This window comes from Actinomadura sp. CNU-125 (assembly GCF_001942465.1).
Taxonomy (GTDB): Bacteria; Actinomycetota; Actinomycetes; order Streptosporangiales; family Streptosporangiaceae; genus Spirillospora.
In genome coordinates, this window is record NZ_MKJY01000403.1 from 1 (window position 1) to 3,488 (window position 3,488).

The window sequence follows — 3,488 nt, forward strand, 5'->3', positions numbered from 1 at the left end:
GTGTTCGGGGCGCTCGGCGCCAAGGCGGCCGAGGCCGTCGCGGCGCGGCGCCACGGCGGTCGCGGTCGGCGGGGCGGCGGCCGTCGTCGCCGTCTCGGGCGCGGACGAGGAGCCGCCGCCGCAGCGGATCGAGGTCGCGCTCGCGGCGCTGCGGGAGCCGGACCGGTCGCTGGGCGGCGGCGGAACGTTCCGTGTCCAGGGGCAGGTCGTGCGGGTCACCGGTTTCCGGGACGGGACGCTCCAGCAGCGGGTCGATCAGGCGATCCGGGCGCGCTCGACCGGCTGTTCGCCCGCAACCGGGAGGGGCTCGACGACTACGACGGCCTGTTCACCAACGTCGTCCGGCCGGAGATCCTGCTGCGCAACGACCGGTTGATCTCGGTCTGGTACGAGACGCAGGTGCGCGGCGACGTCGGCACCGGCTGGAATCCGGCGCGCGCAACGACCGTCGACCTGCGGGACGGGACGGCCTACCGGCCGATCGACCTGTTCCGCGTCCAGGACGGGCCGGGCCTCGCGCCGCTGACCGCGATCGTCGCCGCCCGCCTGCCCGGCGGCGAGATCTGCCCGGCGGACCTGGACAGCCCGTACGCGACCGGCATCACGCCCGAACTGCTGCGGAGCGAGGACGTCGCGGTGGGGCCGACGCCGACGGGGATCCGGGTGAGTTTCCATGCCGCGCGGCTCGGCTACATCAGCGCGTGCGGGACGAGGACGGCGGAGATCCCCTACGCGGAGGTCGAGGGGCTGCTGAAGCCGGAGCTGCTCGAAGCCGTCCCGTACCCCGGCGGCGGGCCGTCCCCGGCGCGGTCCTAGCACGCCGGACGCCCCGGACGGCGGGCCGTCCGGGGCGTGCGGGAAGAGTCGTCAGGCGCTCACTTGCGCTTGTTGATCTCCTCGGTGAGCTGCGGCGCGACCTGGAACAGGTCGCCGACCACGCCGTAGTCGACGAGCTCGAAGATCGGCGCCTCGGGGTCCTTGTTGATGGCGACGATGGTCTTCGAGGTCTGCATGCCGGCCCGGTGCTGGATGGCGCCGGAGATGCCGACCGCGACGTACAGCTGCGGCGACACGGTCTTGCCGGTCTGGCCGACCTGGAACGAGTGCGGGTACCAGCCGGCGTCGGTCGCGGCGCGGGAGGCGCCGACGGCCGCGCCGAGCGAGTCGGCCACCGCCTCGATGATCGAGAAGTTCTCGGCGCCGCCGACGCCGCGCCCGCCGGACACGACGATCGCGGCCTCGGTCAGGTCCGGGCGCTCGCCCTTCTCCTGCACGACCTTCTCGACGATCTTGGCGCCCTTGTCGGCGTCCGACAGCGCGACCGACACCTGCTCCTCGGCCGGGGTGGCCGCGTTCGCCTCGGGGGCGATGGAGTTCGGGCGGACGGCGATGATCGGCGTGCCGGTCCGCACCTTGGCGTGCGCGATGACGCCGCCGCCGAAGATGGAGTGCTCGGCGACGAAGCCGTCGGTGACGTCCACGACGTCGGTGAGCACGCCGGAGCCGGTCTTCACCGCGAGGCGGCCGGCGATCTCCTTGCCCTCCGCCGTGGCGGCGACGAGCACGGCGGCCGGGGACTTCTCGCCGACGAGCTGGGCGAGCAGCGCGGCCTTCGGGGCGACGACGTAGGAGGTGAGCTCCTCGTCGGCGGCCACGTAGACCTTGCCGGCGCCGTACTCGGCGAGCTTGTCCTTGGCGTTCTCGTAGCCGGGGCCGACCCATACGGCGGCGGCCTCACCGTGCCGGTTCGCCAGCGTCAGCAGCTCGAGGGTGACCTTCTTGACCTCACCGTCGACGTGGTCGACGAGGACGAGAATCTCAGCCATGGTTCTTGAATCCCCTTCCCCGGTCAGACGAACTTCTTCGACGCGAGGAACTCGGCGATCTTCGCGCCGCCGTCGCCCTCGTCGGTGACGATCTGACCCTGCGCGCGCGGCGGGGCGTCGGCGAAGTCGACCACCGCGGTGGCCGCGTTCGCGACGCCGACCTGCGCGGCGTCGATGCCGGCGTCGGCGATGCCGAGCGTCTCGACCGGCTTCTTCTTGGCCGCCATGATCCCCTTGAAGGAGGGGTAGCGCGGCTCGTTGATCTTCTCGACGACGCTGACCACGGCGGGCAGGGTCGCCTCGACCCGGTCGTAGCCGTAGTCGGTCTGCCGCTGGATCTTGATGGACGTGCCCTCGATCTCCACCTTGTTGGCGAGCGAGAGCTGCGGCACGCCGAGCCGCTCGGCGAGCATCGCGGCGAGCACGCCGGTGCGCGCGTCGGTGGACTCCGACCCGAGGATGACCAGGTCGAACTCGGCGCGGCCGAGGGCCTGCTGGACGGCGTAGGACGTCTGCAGCGCGTCCGAGCCGACGAGGGCGTCGTCGACGAGGTGCACGGCCTTGTCTGCGCCCATGGCCAGCGACTTGCGGATCGACTCCGTCGCCTTGTCCGGGCCCATGGTCAGAACGGTCACCTCGCCGCCCTGGGCCCCCGTTGATGCGCAGCGCCTCTTCGATGGCGTACTCATCCAGCTCGTTGATGACACCGTCCGCGGCAGCGCGGTCGAGCGTGCTGTCATCGGACTTCAGCTTGCGCGGGCTCTCCGTATCGGGAACCTGCTTCACCAGGACGACGATGTTCATGGCCGGTGGCCGACCTCCCTGCACTCGGTTGGCCGCTGGGGCAGCGGACAGAGGGGCGCCGCCCATGAATGGGTCGACGCGGACATGCGTTTTCGTGGGTCACAGCCTGCCAAACACCAGAATGCTCTTCGGATCCGGGTCCCCGGTTGGGCTGTGCCCCGTATTATGTTACCCACGAGTAGCCTTGCGGCAAATCCCAGGTGGTGAGACCTTACCCACGTCCGGGCGGCGTCCGATGTGCCCGTCTCACTGAGAAATCGGACGTGACGCACCTCACATCCCGGACGGCCTCAGAAGCGGTCGAACGCGCCGTGCAGGCGGTCCAGCGTGCCCTCCAGCGAGCTGGCCAGCCCGTACATCGGCGCGAAGCTCGGGGTGAGCGACAGCGCCCCGGCGACGGCCGCCAGCGTCGGCAGGGCGAGCACCGCGCCGAGCACCGCGATCCGCCGGGGCGACCCGGCGATCCGCAGGAACATCCGCTCCAGACTGCGGCGCGGCCCCCGCACGCCCGGCGCCGTCCACAGCGCCGCCGCGCCCGCGCCCGCACCGAACGCGCACGCGGCGAGCGAGTCGATCTCCATGCCGAACACCGTCGCGGCCAGCAGCACGGGCGGCACCGCGACCGTGAACGCCGCCGCGTACGGGACCGTCGCCGCCGTCCGCCCGAACGCCAGCGCCCAGTCCCGGAAGGCGACCGCCGTGACCGCGCGCAGCCACGTCACCGCGACCAGCGAGAGGACGAGCCCGGCGATCGGCATCATCATCGCGACGCCGACGGCGATCACCACGACCATCGCGGCGAGGAGACGGGCCCAGCCGTGCGCGACGGCGAGCCGGTGCGTGTCCGCGGCGGACGGC

General features: G+C 72.2%; 3 protein-coding genes and 1 pseudogene. 1 reads left to right on the forward strand and 3 read right to left on the reverse strand.

Annotated features, from left to right (window positions below; genetic code table 11):
• On the forward strand, positions 1–816 hold an 816-nt coding region (locus BJF79_RS63120), incomplete at its 5' end, for a hypothetical protein (RefSeq protein WP_262403023.1).
• Positions 817–875: 59 nt separating this feature from the next.
• Here the strand turns inward: BJF79_RS63120 and BJF79_RS35075 are convergent.
• The 3 genes and pseudogenes from BJF79_RS35075 to BJF79_RS56265 form a co-directional block, all read right to left on the reverse strand.
• On the reverse strand, positions 876–1,826 hold the full coding sequence (locus tag BJF79_RS35075; RefSeq protein ID WP_075903893.1) for an electron transfer flavoprotein subunit alpha/FixB family protein: 951 nt from the start codon (positions 1,824–1,826) through the stop codon (positions 876–878).
• 23 nt (positions 1,827–1,849) lie between these two features.
• A pseudogene (locus BJF79_RS35080) lies at positions 1,850–2,630 on the reverse strand (electron transfer flavoprotein subunit beta/FixA family protein).
• A gap of 290 nt (positions 2,631–2,920) precedes the next feature.
• Positions 2,921–3,488, reverse strand: a 568-nt coding sequence (locus BJF79_RS56265; RefSeq protein WP_262403025.1) for a hypothetical protein, incomplete at its 5' end; no start/stop codon positions are given.

Bases quoted from the DNA above. Each gene is read 5' to 3' on its own strand.
- BJF79_RS35075 (WP_075903893.1), bottom strand. From the start codon at position 1,826: ATGGCTGAGATTCTCGTCCTCGTCGACCACGTCGACGGTGAGGTCAAG.